This is a genomic window from Myxococcus qinghaiensis (assembly GCF_024198215.1).
Lineage (GTDB): Bacteria > Myxococcota > Myxococcia > Myxococcales > Myxococcaceae > Myxococcus > Myxococcus qinghaiensis.
On sequence record NZ_JAKCFA010000025.1, the window covers coordinates 20,385 to 46,391 of the forward strand.

The following is a 26,007-nucleotide window of genomic DNA, read 5'->3' on the forward strand; positions in this document are numbered from 1 at the left end:
GCTCACCGGTCCAGTCGCCGGCGGGAGCGGGCGCGCGCTGCATCCAGCGCTGAGTCCACGCTACCTTCCCCGGTCTTCGTCTCCGCGCCAGAGGGCTTCGCCTCCGCCGGAGTCGCGGCGGGCTCGGTCGACGGGCCTCGCGCGGAAGCCTTCTCGCTCCTCGCGGGTGCCACCGTCTGCTGCGTCGACGGCGCGCTCGACGGCGAAGCTGTCGCCACGACGGGCCTTCGCACGCGGGGCGCGGAGAGGAAGCGGCGCACCGCCACCTCCGACAGCAGCACGGCCACGGCCAGCGCCACCAGCCAGGGCGCCAGGGCCAGGTGGCCCTCGGACTCGGGGGCCTCCTCGAAGAGGCCCGTCATGGACAGACGCTCCACGCCTCCTCCCACGGCGGCGACGGCTCGCAGCACCGCGAGACCTTCCTTCGGACTTCCGGGCTCGAACTCCGGGGCATACGGCAGCGCGATGGGCGGGGCGCGCAGGGCGCGCGTGCCCACTCGCACCACGGGGTGCCACGTGCCGCTTCCCTCCAGCGGCAGCTCCGCCACCAGCCGGTCATCATCCTCCCAGCGCATGGGGTGCTCGGTGGGCGCGGACTTCCCGTCCCCCGCCAACAGCATCAGCGTGGGAAGCGTCGCGGGGAGTGGCTCATCCGGGGGCAGGTCCAAGGTCACCCGCAGCAGGTGCCCACGCCGCTCGGAGCGCACCACCGCTTCGCCCAGCGGCGTGGTGCCCGCCAGCGTCCAGCGCACCATCGCCTCCAGCGCGGCGCGCAGCGAGCCCCACTGGCGCAACTCGCCGGTGAACGGACCATCCACCTCCGCGGTGAAGGCCACCGTGCGTCCCGCGCCGCGCGGCCACATCGCGAGCACGGGCGCCGCGTGGGTATCGAGCGTGCGCAGCGCCACGCTGGCCCGGGGCCGGAGATAGGTGAGGTTGTAGCCGCTCACCTGGGGCAGTCCTTCGGCGGGCAGCTTGCCGAGGAGCGGCAGGTCCGGCGCGGCCTCCATCGACACGGGCTCGTCGATGAAGGTGGCGCGGGCGACGGCGAGCGTCTCCTGGCTGAAGATGCGCGGCAGGCTCATCGCATCCTCCGCGAAGTAGATGCGTCCGCCGCCCCGCTGGGCCACTTCCTTCAGCAGCGCCGCGTCCGAGTCCTTGGGCGTACCCAGGCCGATGACGGACACCGTCACGCCCTTGCCCTGCAGCTCCGACAGGATGCGGCGGTAGTCGCCTGGCTCCTCGGAGTCGGCCGCGTCGGAGAAGAGCAGCACATGGCGGGTGGCCTTGTCGCTGCGCAGGATTTGCTTGCGGCCCGTGAGCAGCGCTTCGCCCACGTAGATGCCTCCACCGCCGCTGAAGCCGCGCGCCACCTTGTCGAAGGGAAGGCCCGCCTCCACCGAGCGGAGCGGGAAGATTTCATGCGGCTCCGTGTCCACCATGTGCACGGAGGCCTCGTCCTGCGGGTTGAGCAGGGTGAGCGCACCCACGACGCCCTCGGCGGCGACCTCCATCTTCGTGCGGCCGTCGGGCACGGTGGCGCCCATGGAGCAGGAGCAGTCCATCAGGATGCTCATGGCGATGGCCGCGCGGCGCTGCTCCTCGCGCATCTCCAGCGACACGGGCAACAGCGGCTCCACGGGAGAGCGGCGATAGCCACCCTCGCCGAAGCTCTCGCGCCCTCCCGTCATCACGAGCCCCCCTCCCGCCTGCTCCACGTAGGACGCGAGCGCGTTGAGGCCCGGCTCGCCCAGCGCGTTCGCGTCGACGTTCTCCAGGACGACGGCGCCCACGCCATCCAGGTCATCCAGGGTGAGGCGGAACGGCGCGCGGACCTCCAGGAGCAGCCCGGTCGCTTCGAGCGCCTTCGCGAGCGTGCCCTTGGGCTGGTTCGTCACGAGCAGCACGCGCCGGGGACCTTCGACTCGCAGCACCGCGAGGCCCTTGTCGTTCTCCACCACGCCGTCGCCCGGGACTTCGATGGTGAGCTGGTAGCGCGCGAGGCCGGGCTCCTCGATGAGGTCTCTCAAGGGCAGCACGTTGGGGCCGGGCTGGAAGTCGAAGGGCCCCTTCACCAGCAGGCGGCCGTTGCGCTCCAGGCGCACCGTGCCCGTCACCGCCGCCGAGGAGTGCACGCTCGCGGAGAACTGGAAGGGCTCGCGCACGGCCACGGCGGTGGGCACGTCCACCGAGACGACGGCGACATCGAGTGGAGGTTCGGGCCGCGCGAGCTGACGCCAGTCCACGGCGATTCCGCGGGCCGCGAGCCTGCGCGCGGAGCCTCGCGCGTCCGTGCCCGTGGCCCGTCCATCGGAAAGGACGAGCACCCGGCCGGTGCGCTCCTGGGGAATGAGGGCGTTGGCGGCGTCGAGCGCGGCGGACAGGTCCGACGAATCCGCATCCACCGGGCGCGTGAAGCCACCGAAGGCGCCACCCGTGGACAGGGGTTGCTCCACGCGCGGCTCGCGGCCGAAGGCGATGACGCCCACCCTGTCACCCGGACGCCGCTGTGACTCCAGATGAGAAACGAGTTCCTGCGCGGTGCGGTCGATGTCCCGAGGCATCGAGGCGGAGCGGTCCACGACCACCACCACGTCGCTGCCCGCATCGGCTCGCCGCAGCTCCGGGCCGGAGAGCGCGCCCACCGTCAGCACCAGCAGCGCGGCGCGCAGCCACATGGGCGGGCCGGGTCGCCGGCCGAACTTCCAGAGGAAGAGGCCCAGCGGCAGCAACAACACCCACGCCTGGGGGAGGGAGAAGGTCATGACGCCCGCCTCGTGACGTAGAAGTCGCCCAGCAGCGCGAGCAGCAACAACACCAGCGGCCAGCGCGCACGGTCCGAGGCATTCGCGCGCGCCTCGTCTTCTCCCGATTCCTTCGCGGGTACGTCCGCGCTCGTGCGTCCACGCAGGTCCGACTCCCGTGCGTCCAGCGCGAGGACCTCCGCCGAGTCCACCGTGTCCGCGTCGTCACGCTCCAGCACGTAGCGCCCTGGCGTCGCGGGGGGAGGAAGGCTCACCGCTCCCGCGCCGAACACCGGCTTGCTTCCACCCGGGCCCACCAGCGTGTAGCGCTTCCCCGGCAGCGTCACCAGTTGGAGCGGCTCGCCCAGCGTGAGCTGTCGGCGGACGAAGCCCTCGCGGGCACGACGCGCCTCTCGGACCACGTTGCCCAGCAACACAGGCCAGGCGGACACGCGTTGAACATTGGAGCGAGACAGGTCCACGTTGAGGTGCACGCGGCCATCGTCCTCTTCGGACACCAGCACCGCGTCTCCCGCCGTGACGAGCGGTCGTCCGGGAGGATTCTCACCCGCGGACCACCGCACACCCGCGAGCTGCACATCATCCAACAGCGGGTGCCCCTTCTCGGAGAAGAACGGCCCCACGAAGGTCCGCGACTTTCCCGAGGCGCCCACCGTCACCTTCGCATCCGTGCCCCTGGGGCCGATGAGCAACACCTCGCCCGATGCGCCATCTCGCGCCACCTCCGGCGAGGCGCCCAGGAAGCGCTCCAGCGCATCGCGCTCCAACGAACCCATGCCCTGGGCCAGACTCACCGCGAGGGGCCTCGTGGGCGCGACGGCGAGCCGTGCGTGCCCGTCTTCCGGCAGCGCATCGTCCGGGAGGGAGACCTCGATGTCGCCCGCGCTCTGGAACGTGAGGCGCAGCGTGGCGGTGCCCTCGCCCTGGAGCGACACCTTCTCCACGCGCTCCGTGCCCTGCTTCGCATCGGGGCCTGGGAGTGCGCGCAGTCGCACGGCCACGGACTCAGGGCCTGGGCCGAAGCGGGCCACTCGCAGCGTCACCGTCGCCGTGCCACCCTCGTCCTTGCGCTGCGCGGAGATGAGCGCCACGTTGTCGCGCGCCGCTCCCAAGGCCGTCCACCGCACGGGGGCTGGGATGACCAGTCCCTCCATGGGGGCCGCGTCGGTGAAGAAGGCCACGTGCTTGCCCGTGCTTGCCAGTTCTTGAGCCCACAGGAGCGTGGGCATGGGGTCGTGGTCCGCGCCTCGCGCCTCGAAGGACTCCAGCGCCGCCAGGGCGCGAGAGGGCTCGGCCTCCGGGCCCGCGACGACACGCGGAGACAGCCCCGTGGCCAGCACCGTCACGCGCGTGGCGGCTTCATCTTCGACACGCTTCGCGGCCTCGCGGCGGGCCTGCTCCAGCACCGTCACCCCGTCAGGGCCCCGCGCTGACATGGACAGACTTCCATCCACCACCAGCACCAGGTGCTTCGTGCGCGCCGTCTCGCCCAGACGCACGTCCGCGAGGTACAGCGCCGCCGCGATGACAGCCAGCGCCTCCAGCAGCAGCGAGGCCTCCCGCGTGAAGCGCTCCCAGCGAGGCCCCGCCTCAGCGCGCGGGCGCGGCGTGCGCCACAGGAACAGCGCGCTCACCACGACGGGCTTCTGCCGACGCCGCAGGAAGTACGCCGCCACCAGCGGAACCAACGCGCCCAGGGCCAGCAAGCCCCACGGGAAGCCGAAGCTCACGCCTCACCTCCCGCAACGACCCGGGAGCGAGATGCGCCGCACTTCAGCAACACCCATCGGGAGCCCACGCTCACGCCTCCCGCACCAACACGGGAGCGCGGCGTGCCACACCCCGGCAGCGCCCGTGAAGCACGGAAGCTCACGCTCCCCGCAACGACGCGGGAGCTGGGCGCGCCACATCCTCTCGCCGCCCCTTCGAAGCCGAAGCTCACGCGTGCCCCCCGGCGACGAACAGGGGCCGCAGAGCGCCCCGCACCAGGGCATCCAGTGACTCCGTGGCGGGCGCCGTCAGGAGCGCTCCCCGCGACCGCAGGGCCGCCGCTCTCAACAGGCGCTGGTGCTCCTCGAAGCGCCGCGCATACGCGGCCAGCACGTCCTCCGTCAGCAGCTCCTCCAGCGCCGCGCCGCTCTCCGAATCCACCAGTCGCGCGCCCTCGCCTCCCGACGGCGCCAGGTCCTCCGCGTCCAGCACCTGCACCAGGAAGAACCCCGCCGCCCCCCGAGACAGCCGCGCCGCCATCGCCGACAGGTCCGCCTCGAACAGGAAGTCGCTCACCACCACCCGCAACCCACAGGCCCTCGGCGGAGGCAGCCGCCCGAGCGCCGTCACCAGGTCATCCCCCGCATCGAACTCCAGCGTCCGCAGCGCGGCCCGACACGCCGACCCCTGCACCCGCTCCGACCTCACCCCCGTCGCCAGCAACGTGGGACTCAAGCCCTGACGCGCGCCCACCTCACACGCGAGCAACGCCAGCTCCCGCGCGCACGCCGCCTTGCGCGCGGACAGCGCCATGGAGCGCGAGCCATCCAGCACCACCTCCACGCGCGGAGACACCTCGTCCTGCCGCACCCGGAGGATGAGCTCATCGGTGCGCGCCACCGCGTTCCAGTCCAGCTGCCTCAAGTCATCGCCCGGCTGATACGCCCGGAAGTCATGCAGCTCCAGCGAGCTGCCGGTGGACGACGCGCGCACTTCACCCACGCGTCCCCGGTGAGGACCTCGCGGCAACGCCAGCGCCAGCCCCGGCGCCAGCCGTCCCACCGCCGCTTCGTCCAGACGCTCGCTCACGGCAGGTGGGCCCGCTTCTCACGCTCGACGAGCGCCCGGTCCGCCAGGAACGCGACCAGCAACGCCACGCCCACCACGAAGGTGGCCAGGGGCCACGTCATCTCCGGCTCGCCCGTGGAGTAGTCATGGGTTCCGAAGTTCGCCAGACCCACCACCGGATTCAGGAGGTTCAGCAGCGGGTCCCCCATGTCGAACCCCGTCAGCTCCGCCAGCAACGGAGGCAGGCCCGCCGCCACGCCGACCGCCGCCACGAAGAGCAACCGCACCGACGCGGGCGACGAGAACCGGTCCGAGCGCGGCATCCGCCCCAACACCAACGCCAGGGACAGATAGAGCACCGCGTAGGCCGGCATCACCATCATCAGCATCCGCATGGCCTCGCTGTTGGAGTTCCTGTCGTCCGACACGAGCGCCAACGCCCCCCACACCGCGGCCCAGGCCACGAACAGGAGCACCGTCAGCCGGAAGCCTCGCAGCGCCCCCGGACGGAACAGCGACAGCGGCCCCGTGCCAGGGCGCAGCGCACGGGCCTGCCCATCCACGTCCGAGACAAGGAAGAGCCCGACGAAGGTCAGGTGCACCGTGCCGCAGATGGAGAAGATCTCCGTCACCACGTGCTTGCGGTCCTCGTACCACCAGAAACCCAGGCCCACGAGCAGGGCCACCAGCATCTGCGCCACCACCGCCCGCCGAGGCCCCTTCGTGTAGTCCTCCGTGGAGAGCGACAGCCGCGACGCGGCCACCTCGAACAACAGCCAGCCATCCAGGAGCATCACCCCCAGCCCCACGCCCGTCGCCAACTGCACTCCATACTTGCTCAACAGCCGGCTGCCCGAGTCGCTCAGCGCGCCCCCGACGCCCAGCGCCGTGCTGAAGGCCATGCCCAGCGCCCCCAGCACCACGAAGTGCACGAAGGCGCGCCCCATCCGACTGTCCGCCAGCGTCGCCGCGCACACCGCCACCACGGTGAGGAACACGAGCCACGCCCCACCCAACCCCAGCACCGTGAGAATGGACGGCAGTGAGATGCCATTGAGGTAGTAGCTGAAGAGCAGGAAGGGCCCCACCGCGGAGGCATACAGCCCCGCCTGCACCAGCGCCGAGGCCACCTTGCCCCGCAGAATCTTGCGAGGCCCCAGCCCCGTGAGCACCAACAGCACCCACGTGTCGTCCTCGCGCTCGCGCGCCAGGGAGCGGTACGCGCCGTACGGAATGACGAAGTAGTGCGCCACGGCCAGGCAGATGAAGAACGCGAAGAAGTAGGCCTGGCCATGATGGGAGAACGACAGCTCCCGCGTCTGGACGAACGCCACGAGCGCCAGCACCACGCAGGCAATCAGGTTCAACCCGAAGCTCGCCCAGAAGATGCGCGTGCGCAGGCCCTGACGGACCTCCTTCACCACCAGCGGGTTGAGGCGGTCTCCCCATCGCTCCTGGAAGGACCCGCCTCCCACGCTCGACTCCACCGGCGCGCTCAAGCGAGCCTCCCCTTCGTCACCGTCATGAAGGCGTCCTCGAGGTTGCGCTCCCGCGTGCCGAAGAAGCACACCGGCAGGCCCGCCGTCACCAGGACCGCCAGCAGCGCCGCCGCCGCCGCGTCCACCTGCCCCGCGCCGCCACCGGACTCCAACTCCAGCTCCACCCTCAAGGACTCACCCTCGCGCGAGACGCGCGCCACGCGCGGCTGCTCCAGCAGCAGTCGCTCCGCCCGCGCCCACGCAGCCTCCAGGCCCTCGCCCGCCGCCAGCCGCACTGTCAGCTCCACCGCGGCGACGCCCGTGCCCTGCCGGAGGATGTCCTCCACCTTGCCCGTGGCCAGCAGGCGCCCCTGCTCGATGATGGCGCACGTGTCACAGATTTCAGCCAGCTCCGTGAGGATGTGGCTGGAGATGATGACCGCCTTGCCCTGGTCCGCCAGCGCGCGCAGCAGCTCGCGCAGCTCGATGCGGGCCCTCGGGTCCAGGCCGTCCGCCGGCTCGTCCAGGAGCAGCAGGCTCGGGTCGTGAAGCAGCGTGCGCCCCAGCGCCACGCGCTGCCGCATGCCCTTGGACAGCGCCGTGGTGAGCCTGTCCGCCAACGGCACCAGCCCCGTGAAGCCCATCACCGACTCCACGCGCTGGCGCCGCTTCGCGCCCGTCAGCCCATACGCGCGCGCGAAGAAGTCCAGGAACTCGAAGACCGTGACGTCGTCGTAGGTGCCATACCGGTCCGGCATGTAGCCGATGAGCGGACGCACCTTGTCCGGCGTGTCCACCAGCGAGTGGCCGCCCAGCAGCACCTCGCCCGACGTGGGCGCATCCAGCGTCGCCAGGATGCGCAGCGTGGTGCTCTTGCCCGCGCCGTTGGGACCGATGAAGCCCAGGATGCTGCCCGGCTCCAGGTTGAAGGACACGTCATCCACCGCCCTGAGCGGGCCGTAGTCGCGCCGCAGCCCCTTCACCTCCAGCAGCGGGCTCATGGCTTCACCTCGCCCCGGATGAAATGCACCCCGGCATCCACCTCGGTGGGAAAGCCGCTGGTCGGCATCAACCCCGGCCCGCTCAACCGCGCGATGAAGCCATTCTCAGGAGTGTTCGCGCCAAAGGGCCCCAGGGCGTTCGTCAGCCGCAGCGCGCCGCCCTCCCCCAGGCCCTGGCTCACCGAGAAATCCTTCGCGTCCTCCGGCTCCACCACGGTGAGCGCACCCTCTTCGCCCTCCGACAAGACGGGCAGACGCCACAGCTTTCCATCCAGCCGCAGGTACCCTTCCTCCAACCGCGCCCCCAGGGCGTTCTGGATGCGAGGCGTCTCTCCCGCGCGTTTCACCACCAGCCGCGCGCGCGAGGGGAGGACGGCCACCTCACCCCACTCGCGATACGTCCTCGGCGGAAGAAAGCCGTCGCCCACCGTGAGTCCTCCGGTCCAATCCATGTCCGCCAGCGAATCCTCATCCTCGGGAGGCGGCAGGAGCACGCTGGCGGAGGGCAGGCGCACCACGTCCGGAGACAGGTTGGCGTACCAGGCGCTCAGGCCCACCGTCACCGCGCGGGAGCGCGCTCCGTCCAGCCACGTCAGGCTGTAGCGCGCGGTGTGCACGGCGAAGCCATCCACCAGCACGGACCAGAAGATGAGCGCCAGGCACGTCACCACGGAGATGGCCGGCACCGCGATGAGGACCGCCACGGGCCCTCGTCGTCTCGCCAACCACCAGGCCCCCGGGCCCACCGCCAACGCGAAGGCGGAGATGACCAGCAGGAAGCGGCCCACCGGCGTGCGGGCATTGGTCAGCAGGGGCTGCGCCTCGCGCCGCTCTCCCATCACCGACCCCACCCAGCGCTGCTGCGCGCCCACGGGAATCACCGGGCCACGCGCAGCCGGCTCGACGCTGCTGACGCCTCCGCGAATCCGCGCCTGGCACTCCAGCGCGACGCCGTCACACGTCCACACCTTGCCGAAGCCATAGGGCATCTCCGGGGTCATCGCCTCCGGGAGCAGCGGCAGGCGCTCACGCAAGTCCCTGGAGGGGCGCGTGACGACCAGCGTCCCTCCCGACACGGCGTAGGCCTCCAGCACGGCCCACACATCCGCAGGCACCACCGTGGCCTCGTCCGTGATGACCACCATCTCGAAGCCCACGTAGGCGGCCAGCTCACGCGGTGCATCCCGCGCCTCAAGGAAGCGGGCGGAGAAGTACGGCTCGTCCTGCTCCCCCGTCTTCGTCAGCGCGGTGGCGGCCTCGAAGTCCGCCACGCTCCCCACCACCATCACCGGCTCGAAGCGGTCGGAGTCGGCGTAGAGCGACTCGTTGATGGGGGCCACGCCGGGAGCGAGGACGAGCACGGTGACCGAGTGCCACGCCACGGGCAGCGGCACCCATGTGACGACGCGCTGCCGGGGCCCCACCTCCACCTCGCGCACCACGGCGCGCGTGGTGTCGCCATAGGCGGGGCTGAAGGACAGGCGCACCGGGAGCGGCTGGGGCCCGCTGTTGTTCAGCACCACCTGCGTCGCCCAGTACCCGCGCTGGGGCTTCAGCGCGCCGCCGTGCAGCGTGACGCGCAGGGGGCCCCAGGTGTTGGAGTCCGCGCTGCCACTCGCCTCGCGATAGCCGTAGGGCGCACGGGCGGCCTCGGCGGCCTCGGCGATTTCCACCGCGACGGGTGGGCTCTTGATGGGGGGTGGCGGTGGTGACGTGCCCAGCAAGAGCCACAGCGAGAGCATCGCGACGCTAGTCACGCGGCACCTCGGGCACGGCCTGGAGCAGCGCGCGGACCACGTCCGGCGATGACACCTTCTCCAGGGAGGCCTCGTAGGCGAGCACCAGCCGGTGGTTGAGCGCGGCGGGCGCGGCGGCCACCACGTCGTCGAAGCCCACGTTGGGCCGTCCACTCAAGAGCGCACGCGCGCGTCCGGCGGCGGCGAGCGCGAGCGCGGCGCGGGGGCTCGCGCCATAGCGCACGAAGCGGCGCACGGCGTCGGGCGCGGAGGCCTGGCGCGGGTCGCTGGCTTCCACCAGCCGGCCGATGAAGTCCGCCACGGGCCCGGGCAGGTGCACGCGGTCCGCGGCGGCGAACAGGCGCGCGAGGCCCTCTGCATCCAGCACGGGGGACAGCTCCGGCGGCGCGCCGCGCACGCGCGTGGTGAGCAGCGCGCGCAGCGTCTTGGCGCCCACGGGTGGCACCTGGATGCGGAAGAGGAAGCGGTCCAGCTGCGCCTCGGGCAGCGGGTAGGTGCCCTCCAGCTCGATGGGGTTCTGCGTGGCCAGCACGAAGAACGGGTCCGGCAGCGTCCGCGTCTGGCCGAGCACCGTCACCCGGCGCTCCTGCATGGCCTCCAGCAGCGCGGACTGCGTCTTGGGACTGGAGCGGTTGATTTCGTCCGCCAGCACCAGGCTCGCGAACAGCGGCCCCTCGCGGAAGACGAACTCGCGGCGCCCCTCTCCCTCCAACACGTAGGTGCCGGTGATGTCGCCGGGCAGCAGGTCCGGGGTGAACTGGATGCGACGGAAGGGCAGCGCGAGCAGCTTCGCCAGCGACTTGCACAGCTCCGTCTTCCCCAGGCCGGGCAGGCCCTCCAGCAGCACGTGCCCGCGCGCGAGCACCGCGACGACGACCTGCTCGACGACGGACTCCTGGTCCAACAGCACCGTGTTCAGGTTGTCCCTGAGCCGGGCCGCCACCTCCGCCGCCCCCTGCGCCTCGGCGGGACTGAGAAGCTCCGCTGCCACGTGTGTCTCCCCTTCCAGACTACTCGCCACCAAAGTACCGCTTCACGAGGTCGCGGTTGCGCGGCAACAACGGCTGCGCCCCCGGCCCCGCCGTCGCCTCACCCCGCGCGCTCGTTCCCCGCGAGCCCGCCCCTCCCGACGCCCCTGTGTTCCGCCGGGGGTCCGCCGCCTCGAGCCCCCAGAGCTCTCCGGCCTCGCCGCCCTGTCCCTCCGGAAGCGGCTCGAACGCGAGGCGGTCCGGGTCCATCTCCGCCTCACCCCCGAAGAAGAGCGAACCAGGCCCGCCACCCTCCGTCCCCGTGCCCCTGTGTGTCCCACGGCTCGCATGGCCTTTGTTCCCCTGTCCCTGTCCTTCGCCCTGCCCCTCGCCTTCACCTTCGCCCTGTCCCTGTCCCTGTCCTTCGCCCTGCCCCTCGCCCTCACCCCGTTGCTCGCCGCCCTGTCCGGGTCGGGACGCACCTTCACCGCGCTCGCCCGCGCCCTGCCGCTGACGCGGGCCCGAGCGTTGTGAGCTCGCCTGCTGGCCCTGGCCCTCGCGCGGCTCGAAGCGCTGCGCGAGGGACTGCTGTCGACGCTCCAGCGACTGGCGAAGTTCCGAAATCTGGTCCGGAGCGCCCGCGGCCTGAGCGCGGGCCTGGGCCTGCCGCTGGGCCTGGGCCTGCTCCTTCGTGCCCGCCGTGCCCTGCTGTCCCGACGGAGAGGTGCCCTGCGTCCCGTTCGGGTCCTGTCCCTGCTGCCCCTGTTGTCCTTCACCCGAGCGAGCCGAGGCCTCACCCTGCTCCTGGGAGTCCTCGCCCTCCGACGGGGACTCGCCGCTCGCCACCTCCGAGGGATTCAGCCCCATGAGGGCGCGCTCCAGCGCCTCGCGCTCACGAGACGCGGACTCGGCGCCCCCCGCCGCGCCCAGGGCCTCCTCCAAATCTCGCGCGGCCTCGGAGGCCTGGGCCAGCTCGGCGGCGGCCTCGGCGGCGCGCTCGGCGAGTCGTCGCTCCAATGAGTCAGCGGCCTCCCAGTCGCCGGAGTCGAAGCGACCGGCGGCGACCTCCTCGGCCAGTCGGCGCAGCTCGTCCTCCACCGCCTCGCCCAGCGGCTCCTCCCGAGCCAGCGCCTCCGCCTGCGCCTTCACCGCCTCCACCTTCGCGGCCGCGGCGGCATGGGGAGCGCGAGGCCCCCGGGGCGCGGGCAACGGAAGCAGGAAGCCGACGAGCAGGAACAAGAGCGCGCCCGAGAGCGCCCCCACCGGACGGCGCCACGCCACCACGGGCGGCTTCACGTCACGGACGAGCTGATTGACTGTCAGCTCCCACTCGCCCACGGGCCGCTCCAGCCGCGTCAGCAGCAGCCCACCCGCGTTGGCCGAGCGGTCCGCGAGCACGGCCGCCTGCTCCAGCGAGACGCCGCGCGCGCGAGCCCGGAGCCAGCCCCACGTCATCCCCACGAGGACCAGCGGAGGCAGGAGCCAGACACACGCGTCACGCAAGAGCAGCCGGGCGAGCACGCAGGCCGTGACGGTGGCCCACAGGGGAACGACGCTCGCCTGGGCCCAGGCCACGGCGTTGAGACGCCGTTGCACGCGTCGCACCGGGGCGAGCACGAGAGCCTGGAGGCGACGTTCTTCGCTGGCGGCCATGAGGAAGCGCTAGTGTCGGACACTCGGACGGCCCCTACAAGCCGCGTGGAGCGGGAACAGCGCACGCCGGGTCCCCTGGACGGAAAGGACCCAGCGGCGGGATTGGACACCGGGACTACGGAGTGCGGTCCGGTTCCACGGTGAGGCAGGGCTCCATCTTGTCCGGGGCGACGAGGAACGCGCTCTCGCGGCTCAGGCTCCGCAAGGCCCCCAGCTGGGAGTCGCCAATCTCCCCGGCCCCGTCATAGACCAGGGCCTGCCAGTCGTTCTGCGACGCGGGGAACACGTTGTTCTTCGCACCGTTGTGGTTGAGGTCCAGGGCGTAGCTCGTGGCCTCGATGACGAAGTTGGCATTGAAGCTGAGATTGGCGCTCGCGTTGCCGATGACCAGGCGGTTGTTGAAGCGAAGCCCTCCGATGAGCGCGAGGTCCGCCTCGGTGGTGGGAGCGACCGGCGTGAAGGCCGCGACCTCGTTGATGGTCGCCTCGTTGAAGGACGCAATCCGCACGCGCGAGTAGTCGAGCACGTTGGGCACACCGCCCATGGTGAAGCCATGGAGCTGGTACTCGTTGTTCATGATGCTCAGGTAGTTGGGCTTGAAGTGGGCGTTGTCGTTCCCACCGTGGCGCAGGCCGATGTTGTGCCCCAACTCGTGCATGAGGGTCCCTGCCAGTTGAAGCGCCGTGCCACCTCCAGCGAAGCCCAGGGTCACCACGAAGTCATGGCCGGGGATGCCTCGAGAGCTGCCGCTGGCGGTCCCGCCGCTGTGTTGGTTCGCGAGCAGCATGTAATGGAAGAACGGCGCCCGGCTCGCCTCGAAGTACTTCGCCTTGATGAGGTCGAACTCCGTCCAGACGGGGTCCAGGTCCTGGTCCGCGTCCGCCGCGGAAATCTGTTCGTCCACCATCAGGTGCAACGAGACGCCCGTGGAGCCATCCGGGTTGCTGACCGGCGCGGTGGTGAACGCCGAGATGACGCGGTCCAGCGTCGTCTGTGCGGGCAGGAAGCCGGGGTAATAGTCCACCTCCACGAAGAGGTCCTTCCTCCGCGGATTCGCGCCCAGGGAGGGCAGGTCCACGCCATCGAGTCCGTACGCCTCCGCGTAGTCGCTCAGACGGTCACCGTCCGTATCGGAGCTGTCGGGATGGGTGCCCAGGATGGCTTCCACCCCGTCACAGATTCCGTCCTGGTCCGTGTCCGGGGATTCGGGCAGACACCCGGGCGGGGGAGGCGGGGCCAGGGCCACGCCCTGACGGGTGCTCGCCATCGGTGCCTCCTGGCCGCCGGTGCCACCACATCCGTTCAACCCGAGGAACAGCAGAGAAGCGGTCAGCAGCGCCTTCTGAAGCTGGCTCATACACTTCCTTTGCGAAGCGAGGACATGCATCACACCCGACGGCGCATTCCTTTCGGCGCGCCCCCTGTCGCCTTCATGCCCATCCAAACCGCGAGGGCCGAGCCCCCGGAGAGGAGGACTCGGCCCTGGGATGCGAAGGTTCCCTTGGAGCGAAGGACTACGGCATGCGGCTCTCTTCCACGGTGAGGCAGGGCTCCATCTTGTCCGGGGCGACGAGGAACGGCTCCTCGCGGATCAGGCTCCGCAAGGCCCCCAGCTGGGAGTCGCCAATCGTCCCGGCCCCGTCATAGACCAGGGCCAGCCAGTCGTTCTGCGACGCGGGGAACACGCTGTTCGACAGGCCGTTGCGGTCCAGGTCCCGGGCGTAGCTCGCCACCTCGATGAGGCCATTGGCATTGAAGTCGAGGTTGGCGCTCGCGTTGCCGCCAATCTGGACGTTGTTGACGCGAAGCCCGCCGAAGCGGGCGAGGTCCGCCTCGGTCGTCGGAGCCACTGGCGTGAAGGCGGCGACCTCGCTGATGGTCGCCTCGTTGAAGGACGCAATCTGCAAGCGCGAGTAGTCGAACACGTTGGGCACGCCGCCGATGGTGAAGCCGTAGAACTGGTACTCGTAGTTCATGATGCTCAGGTAGTTGGGCTTGTAGTTGGCGTGGTCCGTGCCGCCGTGGCGCAGGCCGATGTTGTGCCCCAGCTCATGCATGATGGTGCCGGCGAGCTGCGACGCCGAGCCACCGCCGATGAAGCCCAGCGTCACCACGTAGTCATGGGCGGGGATGCCTCGGGAGATGCCGCTGGAGTTGCCGCCGCTGTAGCGGTTCGCGAACAGCATGTAGTGGAAGAACGGCGCCCGGTTCGCCGCGAAGTACTTCGTCTTGATGACGTCGAAGTCCGTCCAGACGGGGTTCAGGTCCTGGTCCGCGTCCGCCGCTGCAATCTGCTGGTCCACCACCAGGTGCAGCGTGATTCCCGTGGAGCCATCCGGGTTGCTGACCGGCGCCAGGGTGAACGCCGAGGTGACGCGGTCCAGCGTGGTCTGCGCGGGGAAGAGGCCGGGGTAGTAGTCCGCCTCCACGAAGATGTCCTTCCTGCGCGGGTTGGCTCCGAAGGCAGGCAGATTCACTCCGTCGAGCCCGTACACCTCCGCGTAGTCGCTCAGCCGGTCCCCGTCCGTGTCGGAGCTGTTGGGGTTGGTGCCCAGCGCGGCCTCCACGACGTCACAGATTCCATCCTGGTCCACGTCCCGGTCCGTGGACAGACACCCGGGCGGCAGCGGCGGGGCCAGGGCCACGTCCTGACGGGTGCTCGCCGTCGGTGCGTCCTGGACCTCGGCGTCACCACACCCGTTCAACCCGAGGAACATCAGAGAGGCTGTCAGCAGCGTCTTCTGAAGCTGGCGCATACACGTCCTTTGCACAGCGAGGATTCACGGCTCAGCGGGCAGCGCATTCCTTGACGGCGCGCAATCCCTGTCACATCCAAGGCAATCCAAAGGCCGGACAACACTGACAAATCCGTCACCGTCCGGAATCGAACAGGACCCTTCCACCCTAATGCCAGACTTCCGTCTCGGGCTGAAAGACAACAGGCCGGGCCCCCACAAAGGAGGACCCGGCCTTGGGATGCGAACGTTGTCTTGGAGCGATGGACATCCGCTCCAGACAAGTCCTTGCGACATGGGGCGCCAGGATTTGGGCAGGTGCGAACGACCCCACTCAGTGCCTTGAATTGAACGAGCGTAGGCCCCCTGGGGAGGATTTACCCTGGGGCGCTCCCGCTGTCGGAATGCGGCGCATCGCGGCGTCCGCGGAGCGGGGGAAGCATGTCGAACCGGGAAACGAAACCAGACGAGTCACGCGGGGCACGCAAGGACTTCAGCGAGTCCGCGTGCAGGCAGCGCGGCAACCAGGTGCTGCAGCGCACCGCGCGCTCTCGCTCCGCGCCGGAGCTGTTCGGTCCCGCGGACCAGCTCCAGGCACCCGGCTTCCTCACGGCCTTCGTCCCGCTGGAGCCCCAGCCGGAGCCCTCGTGGCGGCCGGGCATGGGCGCCATCCCCTTCGACGGCGGCGCGACGTTCCGCGTCTGGGCGCCCCATGCGCAGCGCGTGCAGGTGGTGGGCGACTTCAGCCACTGGCACGCGGTGGAGCTGGCGCGCGAGCCCTCCGGCAACTTCTCCCGCGACATCCCAGGCGCGGGCAACGGCCAGCAGTACCAGTTCATCATCCAGGGTCGCTACGGCGACTGGCGCTGGCGCAATGACCCGCGCGCGGCCGACGTGACGAACTCCACGGGCAACAGCGTCATCCTGGACCACCGCGACTTCCAGTGGCGCTACGACGGCATGTTCCGGATGCCGGACTTCCGCGAGGCCGTCATCTACGAGCTGCACATCGGCACGTTCAACGACGCGCCCGGCTGGGGCCCCGGTCACTTGCTGAGCGCCATCGACAAGCTCGACTACCTGCGGGAGCTGGGCGTCAACGTGGTGGAGCTGATGCCCTCGGCCGAGTTCGCGGGGGACTTCTCCTGGGGCTACAACTCCACCTTCCCCTTCGCGCCGGAGAGCTCCTACGGCTCGCCCAACGACTTGAAGCGCTTCGTGGACGAGGCGCACCGGCGCGGCATCGGCGTCATCATGGACGTCGTCTACAACCACCTGGGGCCCAGTGACTTGCCGCACTGGGACTTCGACGGGGAGACGTTCGGCCGGGGCGGCGTGTACTTCTACGCGGACTGGCGCGCGAGCACGCCGTGGGGCGACACGCGTCCGGACTACGGCCGCTCCGAGGTGCGCGACTACCTGCGCGACAACGCACTGATGTGGCTGCGCGACTACCACATGGATGGCCTGCGGCTGGATGCGACGAAGGAGATTCGCACCGCCAGCGGCGTGGACAACCCGGCGGGCTGGGAGCTGCTGCGCTCCATCACCGAGGCGGTGAAGCGCGAGTTCCCCTGGAAGCTGCTCATCGCGGAGGACATGGCCGCCGACTCCGCCGTCACGCATCCCCAGGGCGCGGGCTTCGACGCGCAGTGGGACGCGTCCTTCGTGCACCCGGTGCGCGCCGCGCTCATCGCGCCCTTCGACGAGGGGCGCGACTTGAACGCCGTCCGTGACGCGCTCTGCTTCCGCTACAACGGCGCGGCCACGCAAAGGGTCATCTTCACGGAGAGCCACGACGAGGTGGCCAACGGCCGCAGCCGGCTGCCCACCGAGGTGTCGCCCCACAACCCGGGCGACCTGCTCGCGAAGAAGAAGGCGCTGCTGGGCGCGGTGCTGACGCTGACGGCGCCGGGCATCCCCATGCTCTTCATGGGGCAGGAGTTCCTGGAGGACGGCCACTTCGATGACGGAGACCCGCTCGACTGGAACAAGGCGGGCTGGTTCGGCGGCATCCTCCAGGCGCACCGGGACCTCATCCGCCTGCGCCGCGACTGGCACGACACCACCGCGGGCCTGCGCGGCGAGCACGTCAATGTCTTCCACCTGAACCACGTGGACAAGGTGATGGCGTTCCATCGCTGGGAGCACGGCGGCCCGGGAGACGACGTCGTCGTGGTCGTGAACCTGGGGCACCGCGCCTTCTCGGGGTACGAGCTGGGCCTGCCCTCGGACGGGCTGTGGCGGGTGCGCTTCAACGGGGACTGGCGAGGCTACTCGCCGGACTTCGGGGACACCGCCGTGCACGACGTCTGGGGAGAATGGGGCGGACGGGATGGACTGCCCGCGCGCGGGGCGCTCTCGCTCGGGGCCTACAGCGCGGTCATCCTGTCGAGGAATCGCTGGTAGCTTCACCCGCGAATGCTGCTCGCGCGCCCCGCCGACCTCGCTCCCCGTGCACCGTGGCCGGACATGCCCCTGGTGGTGTGGCCGGCCGCGCTCGCCATGTGGGGGCCGGGCGACGCGTCGTCGAAGCACGCGCACCACGCGATGCACCTGTTGCTCTGTCGCGAGGGCACCCTCGCCTTCCGCGCGGGCACGGAGAAGGCGGACACCCGCGCGGCGGGCGTGCTCGTGGGCCCGGATGTGCCCCACGCCATCGACGCGAAGGGGGGAGAGGTCGTCCTTCTCTTCATCGAACCAGAGAGCCAGGACGGTGAGCGGCTGCGCGCCTCGCTCGAGTCCCCCGCGCGCCTCTTCGACGAAGCGGCACGGGACGCCCTGCTCGCCCGGCTGCCGCGCGAGGGCCCCATCGCGCACGAGGCCATCGGCCCCTGGATGGAGGCCACACTGGAGGCCCTGGCCGGTCCCACGGAGGTGCCTCCACCGCGCATGCATCCGCGCGTGCGCAAGCTCCTGCGACACCTGCGCGCGGAGCCCGCTCCGGAGGACACGTCCCTGGAGACGCTCTCCCAGGTGGCCGGCCTGTCCTCGGGGCGATTGATGCATGCCTTCACCGAGTCCACCGGCGTTCCCCTGCGCCCCTATCTCCTCTGGCTGCGACTCCAGCGAGCAGCGGGCGCCATCGCCTCGGGCCGCACCGCGGGCGAGGCCGCGCACGCCGCGGGCTTCTCCGACGCGGCCCACCTGACGCGCACCTTCCGCCGCATGTTCGGCACCACGCCCTCACTCCTTCAACGTCGCAGCCAGTTCGTTCAAGCGAAGGCCCGCCCCACCGGCGCATCTTGAGCATCGACCCACCGGGACCATCCCCGGTCCGGATGCCCGAGGTGCCTCGCCATGTCCTTCGCCCTGGTGCTCATCACCGCCTTCCTGTTGCTCCACCTGCCTCCGCTGCGTCGCCTCCCCGCGCTCTCCACGGCCGCTCGTCGCGCCGCCGTGGCCGCCGGACTCTTCTTCATCGGCGCCGGCGTCATGCACTTCGCGATGCCCGCACGGTACGACGCGATGATTCCGCCGCAGCTCCCCTCGCCGCGCTTCTGGACGCTGCTGTCCGGCGTGCTCGAAGCCCTGGGCGGCGTGGGCCTGCTGATGCCCCGGACGCGCAAGCTCGCGGCCCTGGGGCTCGTCGCGCTATTGCTCGCCATCCTCCCCGCCAACATCCACGAGGCTGCGGCGAATCAGGGCACCCACGTCCTGCCGTTTCCGGACGGGTACTTCTGGCTGCGCATCCCCTTCCAGCTCGTCTACGTCGCGTGGGTGACATGGGCCGGTGGACTGTGGCCGCTCGGAAGCCGTGCGAGCCGCGCCATCACTGGTTAGGCTGCCGCCCCATGCACTTCCGTCATCTTGGTCGCAGCGGTCTGGCCGTCAGTGAGATTTCCTTCGGCAACTGGCTCACGCACGGCTCCCAGGTGGAAGAGGACGCCGCGGTGGCCTGCGTGAAGGCCGCGCAGGACGTTGGCATCACCACCTTCGACACGGCGGACGTCTACGCCGGCACCCGCGCGGAGTCAGTGCTCGGCCGCGCCCTCAAGGGCCAGCGCCGCGCCGGCTATGAGCTGTTCACCAAGGTGTTCTGGCCCACCGGCCCCGGGAAGAACGACTGGGGCCTGTCACGCAAGCACATCATGGAGTCCATCCACGGCTCGCTGAGCCGCCTCCAGACGGACTACGTGGACCTGTACCAGGCGCACCGCTTCGACACGGCGACGCCGCTGGAGGAGACGATGGTCGCCTTCGCGGACATCGTCCGTCAGGGCAAGGCCCACTACATCGGCGTCTCCGAGTGGACCGCCGACCAGATTCGCCAGGGCGCCGCGCTCGCCCGCGAGCTGCGAATCCCCTTCGTCTCCAGCCAGCCCCAGTACTCCATGCTCTGGCGCGTCATCGAGGAGAAGGTCATCCCCGCGTCGCTCGAGGAGGGCCTGGGGCAGATTGTCTGGTCCCCCATGGCGATGGGCGTGCTCACCGGCAAGTACCTCCCCGGACAGCCGCCTCCGGCGGGAAGTCGCGCCACGGACCCTACCGGCTCGCGCTTCATCGCCCGGTTCATGAAGGACGACGTGCTCACGCGCGTGCAGCAACTGCGTCCGCTGGCGCAGGAGGCGGGACTCACCATGGCGCAGCTCGCCGTCGCCTGGGTGCTCCAGAACAAGGGCGTCTCCTCCGCCATCATCGGCGCCTCCCGCCCCGAGCAGGTCCACGACACCGCGAAGGCCGCCGGCGTGAAGCTGGAGGCGGAGTTGATGCGCCGCATCGACGAGGTGCTCGGCCCCGTCGTCGAGCGCAACCCCGCCCTCACCGACGCGCCCGACCGGAAGATTTGAAGCACGGCTGTCGCGAGACAGACGCCTCTGTCCCTTCTCCGACACTTGAGAGGGGACAGGGTTGAAGGCGCCAAGCCGAGACATGGACTAATCCCTCCCAAGGCGCGCCAGCGTGGGCGCGCCGGACGCAATCACAGTCGCGCGCGGAGGGGGAAACATGAAGAAGACCTTGCTGATGGGCTTGCTGGGCGCTGTCATTGGCGTCGGCGCATCCCTGGTGTCCACGACGGCGAGTGCCGCGGAGGACCTGCTGGCGCCGTGCTGCTCATTCTGTGACGCCAGATATGAAGCGTGCCTGTCGGGCTGCACCACTCCGGCCTGCGAAGTCGCCTGCGAAAATACCTGGGACGGCTGCTTCGGAGTCTGCCGCTTCGAGTGCTGAGCGAAGAATCCACCCGACGGAGGGCGCGGACGCAAAGGCCCGCGCTCTTCGGTTCATCGACCTCTCGCGCCGCCCTATACTCCCTCCAGGTTCTTCCTCTGGAGGTGGCGTGTGCGTTGGCTCGTAATCACCGCAGTGCTGTTCGCGTCGAGTGCGTCCGCCCAGACTCCCGAATGCAAGTCCGCGAAGAAGGAGCTCGCGGAGCGGGAGGAACAGCTCACCACCTTGAAGAAGGCGCGCAAGGACATGCGCGACGTGGTGCTCACCGCGAAGAAGGGGCGCGCGCACAGCCGGGCCCTGGACTCGCTGGAGAAGGCGGATGACGCCATGGAGGACGCCGTCAAGCGGGCGACGGCGGAGCAGACCCAGCGCGACAAGCTGACCAAGGAGATCTGCAAATAGCCGTCGCGCCATCCAGGCGCCGCGTCAGCTCGCGGTGCCCGTCGCATGGGACTCCGACTCTCACGTTCTCAAGTTCCTGATGTTTCCGAGATACAAACTCGCCTCTTGGGATTCACCCGGGCTTGAAGCAAGGTCAGTCCATGAATCGGCAAGAATCCGCGATGGCCTTCTCGATGGCGGTGCTGTGGATTCCCCTGCTGCTGGGCGTGTTCGTCGGGACGTGGCTCCGGAAGAACGTGCACCCCAAGCTGGTGGCACGCTCGAAGCTCCTCGGCAGGACGGCGAACTCCGGCGCCACCACGGTGGTGAACATCCTTCTCATCATCGCCTGGGCGGGAGTGATGATGGCATGCAGCGGCATGGCGGCTCCGAAGACGCTCGCGTGGCTCCAGTCGCTTGGAGCGCTGCCCATCCAGCCCTCGCTGGGGCTGCTGCGAGGAGTCTCGCTGTTCGCGGCCTTCATGATTGGCTACACCGGCGGGGCCATGCCCAGGGGCGCCTCCACACCACAGCCCCCCGGGGAACTCGCCCACGCGCCAGGAGCGACCGTGTCCAGTGCCGGCAACGGCCAGCCCATCAACAAGCACTCCAACATGAAGGTGTACCTCGTCATCACGGGCACGATTGCCGTCGGACTCGGCCTGGGCATGGTGAGCACGGGGCTCAAGAAGGGTGGCTTCTTGACGACCTCGGACGTAGGCGGGCTCCCCGAGCTGGCCCGCATTCAGGAGCAGCTGAGGCCGCTCGAGGCCTGCTCGCTCACCTATCAAGAGCGGGACCGGCGGGGCCAGCGCAAGTACCCGACCACGGTCTTCATCCGGACCTGCACGCTGGGCGAATACATCTCCGTCACCATCCCCGTCCCTGGGACCTGGGCGGCCCGGGGCGTCGGCTTCGAGATGCTCCGGAGCTCCAGCTCGGAGCCCTGGGAAATCATGGTCGAGAAGAACGACGTGCCCTTCCCCGACCTCAAGGAGGCACTGGAGCACTTCGCTCCGCTCATCGCCGCGCAGTATCCCGAGAAGCTCCGCGAACAGCGCGACAACGCGAACAAGATGGACCGCCACCTGGACGAACAGGCCCGCGAACGGGACCGCGTGGAGAAGGAACGCAAGGAGCGGGCGAAGACCTCCTATCCGGAGTGACGCTCCCCGCCCGCATCCCTCATCTCAACGCGGGCACCGCGGATGCGCGGCGGCGTGCAGCCGCTGGTACTCCGACTGCGTGAGCTCTCCCGCGAAGAGCGTCATCGCGATTTCGCCCCAGGTGCCCACCCAGTCAGAGGGCATCACGAGCGGGTCATAGTGCACGCCCGGCGGCGGAGGCGGCGGCGACATCATGAGGTAGCCATCACCGAGCCGATGCGGAGGCAGCTCCCGCGCGAGCACCCGACGTCGCAGTTCGTCGAAGGAGATGTCGCCGCGCTTGTACGCGGTGGCATCGGCCAGCGCGGCGGAGTAGTCCGCGCTGCCCTCCGGAATCCGAGGGTCCCTCGCGGGCCCGCCACGCGGTGGCATGCCGGGCGGCCTCGGCGGCGGGGGAAGCGAATCCTCGGGCGGCTTCGTCATGCGCTCTCCTGATGTCGGGAGACGAACCTTCCCCCAGACGCGCGGATTCCTCCAGCCCCTCCACTGCTGACTCCTCCACGCATGCCGTGTTGGACCGCGCACACCGTTCCGCGAGTCCAATGGGCGGAACGAGCTCCAGGGTCGATAGCTGTCGGCTTCTCCCCGCTCACCCGCCCATGAGGAAGCCCATGCACATGCGTGTCTTATGGATGACCCTGGCTTGCACCGCCGTCCTGTCCATCGCCGGAACAGCTCGAGCCCAGGACGCCGTCCCCAGCGAAGACCCCACCGGAGACCTCACTGAAGACCTCACTGGAGACCCTGCCGCCAAGGGGCAGCAATCCGTGCCCCGCGAACCAGGACCCAATCCCAACGGAGAGCCGCTGGAGACGGCGCCGCCCAACGTGACGGAGTTCGACCCGGCCTTCCCCGGCCAGACGCGTGCGCCCGCCGTGCATTCTCAGACGCGCTATCAGGTCACCGTGGTCGCCACCAACTTCAACTACCCCTGGGCCGTCGCCTTCCTGCCGGACCGGCGCATGCTGGTGACGGAGAAGCCCACCGGGAAGCTCTTCATCGTCACGCCCCAGGGCGTGAAGTCCGCGCCCGTCGCGGGGCTGCCTCCCGTGGACGGCCGCGACCAGGGCGGCCTGCTCGACGTGGAGGTCGCCCCCGACTTCGCCACGAGCCGCCTCATCTACTGGACCTATTACGAACCGCGCGAGGGCGGCAACGGGCTCGCGGTGGCACGCGCCAAGCTCAAGGACGGCTCGCAGCCGCGCATCGAGGCGCTCACCGTCATCTTCCGCATGAAGCCCACCTTGAACTCCGTGCTGCACGCGGGAGGCCGCCTCGTGTTCGCCCGCGACGGCACCCTCTTCGTCACCCTGGGCGAGCGCTCCATCCTCACCGGCCGCGTCCAGGCCCGACAGCTCAACAGCCACCTCGGCAAGACTGTCCGCATCAACACCAACGGCACCGTGCCCGCCAACAACCCCTTCGTGAACACCTCCGGCGCGCGGCCGGAAATCTATTCGCTGGGCCACCGCAACGTCCTCGCCGCCGCGCTCGATGCCCAGGGCCGGCTCTGGGAGGTCGAGATGGGACCGCTCGGCGGCGACGAGCTGAACCTCGTCAGGTCGGGCAAGGACTACGGCTGGCCCACCATCGGATATGGCAAGGAGTACTCCGGCCAGCCCATCCACAAGAGCTCCCAGGGCCCGGGCATGGAACAGCCCGTCTACTACTGGGACCCCGTGATTTCCCCCTCTGGGTTGACCATCTACTCGGGGAACCTCTTCCCTGAATGGAAGGGCAACTTCTTCATCGGCGGCCTGTCCAGCCATGCCCTTATCCGACTCGTGGTGAAGAACGACCGCGTGGTGGGCGAGGAGCGCTTGAAGCCCGCGGGGAACGCTCGGGTGCGCGACGTCGTCCAAGGCCCCGAGGGCGCGCTCTACCTCCTCACCGACGCGCCGAACGGACGGCTGCTCAAGCTGACCCCTCGCCCCTGAGCCCAGGCGTCGGGAGGGGGGCCCGCGCGGACGTGCGCGCAGCCACCCGGAACCCCAGCGGACGGCTGGGCGACAAATGTGTTTCCAGTCGGCGCCAGACGGCCCGGGAAGCGGACAAACCGGCCGATCCATTTGACTTTAGGGTCGGACGGAACAACAGATGGGCGCGCGAGTTGGCAACCGGGTTACTGACACCCGTCACCCACTTCCCCCCAGGCTTCCCTTCATGATGCTTTCCCTCCTCCTGGCCCAGACAGGGCAACCCGAGCTCGGCTGGCTCAGCAGCAAGCTGCTCGGCGTCACGCTCACCTCCGCCGAGTGGGTCCTCTGGATTCTGGTCGTCCTCTCCGTGCTCTCCATCGCCATCATGCTGGAGCGCACGGTGTACTTCGCCCGCAACCGCCTCCCTGACTCGGAGGCCCTCGCGGTGCAGCTCGCGCGCGGCGACTTCGAGGCGGCGCGCAAGGCAGTCCAGGGCCGCACGGGCATGGAGGCCGCCATCATCCGCGAGGCGCTCGCCTCCGCCCCGCAGGGCGCGGACACCGTGGAGCAGGTGATTGCGTCCACCATGTCCCGCGAGCGTCCCCAGTACGAGCGCTTCCTGTCCTTCCTCGGCACGCTGGGCAACAACGCCCCGTTCATCGGCCTGTTCGGCACGGTGCTCGGCATCATCAAGGCGTTCCACGACTTGGGCTCCGCCAACGTGAAGGGCGCGGCGATTCAGCAGACGGTGATGGCCGGCATCTCCGAGGCGCTCGTCGCCACCGCCGTGGGTCTGGCCGTCGCGATTCCCGCCGTCGTCGCCTTCAACATCTTCAACCGTCAGCTCAAGACGCTCACCAGCCGCGCCAACGCCCTGGGCTACGCGCTGGTGGGCAGCATGCGCGCCGAGGGCCGCACGCCTGACGCGGCCGCTCGCACGGCGGAGGGCCGCTAGCCCATGGCCGGAGGCGCACAGCAGGACGACGAGGAAATCACCGGCATCAACGTCACCCCGCTGGTGGACATCGTGCTGGTGCTGCTCATCATCTTCATGGTGACGGCCAACTTCATCGTCCGCGAGACGGTGGAGGTGGACCTGCCCCGCGCGGCCAACGGCGGCGAGACGGTGCAGGGGCTCGTCAACGTGGTGCTCGACAAGGAGGGCAAGCTCTACTTCGACGGCGCCGCCGTCAGCGAGACGGACCTCCGGGCGAAGGTCGCCGAGGCCATCGCCAAGGACAAGGACACCCGCGCCATCATCAGCGCCGACCAGAGCATCGCGTACGGACAGGTGATGCGGCTCATCGACACGGTGAAGGGCCAGGGCATCGCCAAGTTCGCGCTCAACATCGAGAAGGACGTGGCCCCCGCGGCCGCGCCCGCCACACCCTGACGCAAGGCCCAGCGCATGAGCCAGGCGGCCGTCGACACCTCTCCTCCCCTGTTCCCCCGCCGTGAGCGCTCGCTCAGGGTGGTGGGCATCTTCCTCTTCGTGTCGCTGGTGCTGCACGGCGTGGGGTTCTGGTACCTGCACCTCATGGCCGAGCGCCCACGCCCCGTCGTCCAGCGCCCGGTGGAGCTGGTGATGGTGGAGGTCCAGAAGCCGCCTCCGCCGCCTCCTCCCGAGGAGAAGAAGGAGGAGCCCAAGCCGCCTCCGCCCAAGCCCAAGGCGGTGAAGCCGCCGCCCATCAAGGTGGCGGAAGCGCCCAAGCCCCAGCCGCCTCCGCAGGAGCAGCTGCCGCCTCCTCCCAACGAGCCGCCGCCCACGCCGCAGGCCAAGCCGCCGCCGCTCGTGGTGGGCATGACGATGTCCTCCACCACCAGCGCGGGCTCGTTCGCCGCGCCCGTGGGCAACACGGCCTACGGCAAGGCGGAGGGCACCGCGAAGGACCCCAAGGACGTGAAGGGCTACTCCGCGCCCAAGTACACGCCCATCTACCAGGTGGACTCCGAGCCCACCGTGGCCTCCGAGGTGAAGGTCCCCTACCCGGAAGAGGCCCGTCGCGCCGGCATCGAAGGCACGGTGACGCTGTCCATCACCATCGACAACGAGGGCCGCGTCGTCGCCGCCAAGGTGCTCTCCGGGCCCGGCTACGGCCTGAATGAAGCAGCGCGCGACGCCATCAAGCGCTTCCGCTTCAAGCCCGCCATCAAGAAGGGCGAGGCCGTCTCCACGGAGATGAAGTACTCGTACACGTTCCTCCTGGACTGACGCACCCCGGGCCCGCCTCCCT

22 protein-coding genes are annotated in these 26,007 nt (G+C 70.0%); 11 read left to right on the forward strand and 11 right to left on the reverse strand.

Annotated elements, in window-relative coordinates:
• Positions 1-2: 2 nt before the first annotated feature.
• The 10 genes from LZ199_RS36140 to LZ199_RS36185 all read right to left on the reverse strand — a co-directional run bounded on the left by LZ199_RS36140 (position 3) and on the right by LZ199_RS36185 (position 15,156).
• Positions 3-2,765, reverse strand: coding sequence for a VWA domain-containing protein (locus tag LZ199_RS36140; RefSeq protein ID WP_253998337.1), 2,763 nt, complete (start codon positions 2,763-2,765; stop codon positions 3-5).
• Positions 2,762-4,495, reverse strand: a complete 1,734-nt coding sequence (locus LZ199_RS36145) for a BatA domain-containing protein (RefSeq protein WP_253998338.1) — start codon at positions 4,493-4,495, stop codon at positions 2,762-2,764. Before LZ199_RS36145 ends, LZ199_RS36140 begins: the two co-directional genes overlap by 4 nt.
• A 208-nt stretch (positions 4,496-4,703) precedes the next feature.
• Positions 4,704-5,564 (reverse strand): DUF58 domain-containing protein, encoded by an 861-nt coding sequence (locus tag LZ199_RS36150; RefSeq protein WP_253998339.1) that lies wholly within the window; start codon positions 5,562-5,564, stop codon positions 4,704-4,706.
• On the reverse strand, positions 5,561-7,042 hold the full coding sequence (locus tag LZ199_RS36155) for an ABC transporter permease (RefSeq protein ID WP_253998340.1): 1,482 nt from the start codon (positions 7,040-7,042) through the stop codon (positions 5,561-5,563). Before LZ199_RS36155 ends, LZ199_RS36150 begins: the two co-directional genes overlap by 4 nt.
• Positions 7,039-8,022, reverse strand: coding sequence for an ABC transporter ATP-binding protein (locus LZ199_RS36160; protein ID WP_253998341.1), 984 nt, complete (start codon positions 8,020-8,022; stop codon positions 7,039-7,041). Before LZ199_RS36160 ends, LZ199_RS36155 begins: the two co-directional genes overlap by 4 nt.
• Positions 8,019-9,779: a hypothetical protein gene (locus LZ199_RS36165; protein ID WP_253998342.1), complete on the reverse strand. Its 1,761-nt coding sequence runs from the start codon at positions 9,777-9,779 to the stop codon at positions 8,019-8,021. The genes LZ199_RS36160 and LZ199_RS36165 overlap by 4 nt, the downstream gene beginning before the upstream one ends.
• Entirely contained in the window at positions 9,772-10,770 is a 999-nt protein-coding gene (locus tag LZ199_RS36170; protein WP_253998343.1) for an AAA family ATPase, read from the reverse strand. The genes LZ199_RS36165 and LZ199_RS36170 overlap by 8 nt, the downstream gene beginning before the upstream one ends.
• Before the next feature lie 19 nt (positions 10,771-10,789).
• Positions 10,790-12,343 (reverse strand): hypothetical protein, encoded by a 1,554-nt coding sequence (locus LZ199_RS36175; RefSeq protein ID WP_323390134.1) that lies wholly within the window; start codon positions 12,341-12,343, stop codon positions 10,790-10,792.
• Positions 12,344-12,515: 172 nt separating this feature from the next.
• Positions 12,516-13,757 carry a zinc metalloprotease gene (locus LZ199_RS36180; protein WP_253998345.1) on the reverse strand — a complete coding sequence of 414 codons (1,242 nt, stop codon included), beginning with the start codon at positions 13,755-13,757 and terminating at the stop codon, positions 12,516-12,518.
• Positions 13,758-13,914: 157 nt separating this feature from the next.
• Positions 13,915-15,156: a zinc metalloprotease gene (locus tag LZ199_RS36185; RefSeq protein ID WP_253998346.1), complete on the reverse strand. Its 1,242-nt coding sequence runs from the start codon at positions 15,154-15,156 to the stop codon at positions 13,915-13,917.
• A gap of 420 nt (positions 15,157-15,576) precedes the next feature.
• Here LZ199_RS36185 and LZ199_RS36190 point away from each other — a divergent pair, with 420 nt between their 5' ends.
• From LZ199_RS36190 to LZ199_RS36220, 7 genes are all read left to right on the forward strand, one after another.
• Positions 15,577-17,544 carry an alpha-amylase family glycosyl hydrolase gene (locus LZ199_RS36190; RefSeq protein WP_253998347.1) on the forward strand — a complete coding sequence of 656 codons (1,968 nt, stop codon included), beginning with the start codon at positions 15,577-15,579 and terminating at the stop codon, positions 17,542-17,544.
• A gap of 63 nt (positions 17,545-17,607) precedes the next feature.
• Positions 17,608-18,384: a helix-turn-helix domain-containing protein gene (locus tag LZ199_RS36195; RefSeq protein ID WP_253998348.1), complete on the forward strand. Its 777-nt coding sequence runs from the start codon at positions 17,608-17,610 to the stop codon at positions 18,382-18,384.
• A gap of 51 nt (positions 18,385-18,435) precedes the next feature.
• Positions 18,436-18,918 (forward strand): DoxX family protein, encoded by a 483-nt coding sequence (locus LZ199_RS36200; protein WP_253998349.1) that lies wholly within the window; start codon positions 18,436-18,438, stop codon positions 18,916-18,918.
• Between the two features lie 11 nt (positions 18,919-18,929).
• Positions 18,930-19,925, forward strand: coding sequence for an aldo/keto reductase family protein (locus LZ199_RS36205; protein WP_253998350.1), 996 nt, complete (start codon positions 18,930-18,932; stop codon positions 19,923-19,925).
• A gap of 157 nt (positions 19,926-20,082) precedes the next feature.
• On the forward strand, positions 20,083-20,307 hold the full coding sequence (locus LZ199_RS36210; protein ID WP_253998351.1) for a hypothetical protein: 225 nt from the start codon (positions 20,083-20,085) through the stop codon (positions 20,305-20,307).
• A 111-nt stretch (positions 20,308-20,418) separates the two neighbouring features.
• Positions 20,419-20,709: a hypothetical protein gene (locus LZ199_RS36215; RefSeq protein ID WP_253998352.1), complete on the forward strand. Its 291-nt coding sequence runs from the start codon at positions 20,419-20,421 to the stop codon at positions 20,707-20,709.
• Positions 20,710-20,849: 140 nt separating this feature from the next.
• The gene (locus tag LZ199_RS36220; protein ID WP_253998353.1) at positions 20,850-21,854 is read left to right on the forward strand and encodes a hypothetical protein; all 1,005 of its coding nucleotides are present in this window, start codon (positions 20,850-20,852) and stop codon (positions 21,852-21,854) included.
• 24 nt (positions 21,855-21,878) lie between these two features.
• On the opposite strand, the gene LZ199_RS36225 is transcribed toward LZ199_RS36220, so the two are convergent.
• Positions 21,879-22,277, reverse strand: a complete 399-nt coding sequence (locus tag LZ199_RS36225) for a hypothetical protein (protein WP_253998354.1) — start codon at positions 22,275-22,277, stop codon at positions 21,879-21,881.
• A gap of 194 nt (positions 22,278-22,471) precedes the next feature.
• Between LZ199_RS36225 and LZ199_RS36230 the strand changes: the two genes are divergently transcribed.
• From LZ199_RS36230 to LZ199_RS36245, 4 genes are all read left to right on the forward strand, one after another.
• The gene (locus LZ199_RS36230) at positions 22,472-23,791 is read left to right on the forward strand and encodes a PQQ-dependent sugar dehydrogenase (protein ID WP_253998355.1); all 1,320 of its coding nucleotides are present in this window, start codon (positions 22,472-22,474) and stop codon (positions 23,789-23,791) included.
• Between the two features lie 226 nt (positions 23,792-24,017).
• Positions 24,018-24,728 (forward strand): MotA/TolQ/ExbB proton channel family protein, encoded by a 711-nt coding sequence (locus tag LZ199_RS36235; protein ID WP_253998356.1) that lies wholly within the window; start codon positions 24,018-24,020, stop codon positions 24,726-24,728.
• Positions 24,729-24,731: 3 nt separating this feature from the next.
• The gene (locus LZ199_RS36240; protein WP_163863881.1) at positions 24,732-25,166 is read left to right on the forward strand and encodes an ExbD/TolR family protein; all 435 of its coding nucleotides are present in this window, start codon (positions 24,732-24,734) and stop codon (positions 25,164-25,166) included.
• Between the two features lie 15 nt (positions 25,167-25,181).
• Positions 25,182-25,985, forward strand: a complete 804-nt coding sequence (locus LZ199_RS36245) for an energy transducer TonB (RefSeq protein ID WP_253998357.1) — start codon at positions 25,182-25,184, stop codon at positions 25,983-25,985.
• Positions 25,986-26,007: the final 22 nt, after the last annotated feature.